Source organism: Flavobacterium cheonanense (genome assembly GCF_039539185.1).
GTDB classification, from domain to species: Bacteria; Bacteroidota; Bacteroidia; order Flavobacteriales; family Flavobacteriaceae; genus Flavobacterium; species Flavobacterium cheonanense.
The window spans coordinates 1-1,343 of record NZ_BAABCT010000028.1 but is presented as its reverse complement, the minus strand read 5'-3'; the positions used below and the strand labels follow the sequence as shown (position 1 = coordinate 1,343).

Here is a 1,343-nt window from a genome sequence, read left to right as displayed (position 1 = left end):
TTCTAATTCTTGTAAATATCTATGGAAGTCAGAATTTGACATAGTTCCTTTGGCTTTTGCAAGTCGAAGAGCAATCATTGTCAAAACTGTGATTTGAGTTGTAAATGCTTTTGTCGATGCAACACCAATTTCTGGTCCAGCATGAGTATATGCACCTGCGTGAGTCTCTCTAGATATTGAAGATCCAACAACGTTACAAACACCAAAAACAAATGCGCCTTTTTCTTTTGCTAATTTGATTGCTGCTAAAGTATCTGCAGTTTCTCCAGACTGTGAAATCGCAATAATCACATCTTTACTTGTAATAATTGGATTTCTATATCTAAATTCTGAAGCGTACTCTACTTCTACTGGAATTCTTGCAAATTCTTCAATAACATATTCGGCAACTAAACCTGCATGCCATGAAGTACCGCAAGCAATAATTATTATTCTATCGGCATGAAGAAATTTTTCGATATTATCTTCTACACCTGCCATTTGAATTAATCCACTATTTGCATGAAGCCTTCCTCTGTAAGTGTCTTTAATTACATTTGGTTGCTCGTAAATTTCTTTAAGCATAAAGTGATCGTAACCACCTTTTTCTATTTGCTCTAAGTTCATTTGCAATTCTTGAACATAAGGATCTACTAAAGAATCGTCTTTGATTTTTCTTATTTTCAATGGTTTGTGCAAACGTACAATAGCCATTTCTTCATCTTCTAAATAGATTGCATTAGAAGTATATTCAATAAAAGGTGATGCATCAGAAGCTATAAAAAATTCATCCTCACCAACTCCAATTGCTAATGGGCTTCCTAATCTTGCCACAACCATTTCGTCTGGTTTTTTCTTGTCAAAAACACAAATCGCATAAGCTCCGACAACTTGATTTAAAGCAATTTGAACTGCTTTTCCAAGTTTTAGATTGTCTTTTTTCTGAACATCTTCTATTAAATTTATCAATACCTCGGTATCAGTATCCGATTTGAAAGTATATCCTCTATTTATTAATTCTTTTTTTAATGGTTCATAGTTTTCTATAATCCCATTGTGAATTATTGCTAAGTCTCCAGAATTTGATAAATGTGGATGTGAATTTACATCATTAGGAACTCCGTGTGTTGCCCAACGTGTGTGCCCCATACCTATAGTTCCATTAGTTGTAATTTCTTTGGATGATTTTTCTTCTAAATCGGAAACTTTTCCTTTTGTTTTAGAAACTTTTAAATCTGTTCCGTCATAAAGCATAACACCAGCACTATCATAGCCACGGTATTCTAATCGCTTTAATCCTTTTATAACAATAGGATATGCTTCACGATATCCAATATAACCTACAATTCCACACATATTATTAT

The 1,343-nt window shown here is 33.4% G+C and carries 1 protein-coding gene; it reads right to left on the bottom strand.

Going from position 1 to position 1,343, the window contains the following annotated elements:
* On the bottom strand, positions 1-1,335 hold a 1,335-nt coding region (gene glmS, locus ABD766_RS14930; RefSeq protein WP_344817435.1), incomplete at its 3' end, for a glutamine--fructose-6-phosphate transaminase (isomerizing).
* Positions 1,336-1,343 lie beyond the last annotated feature (8 nt).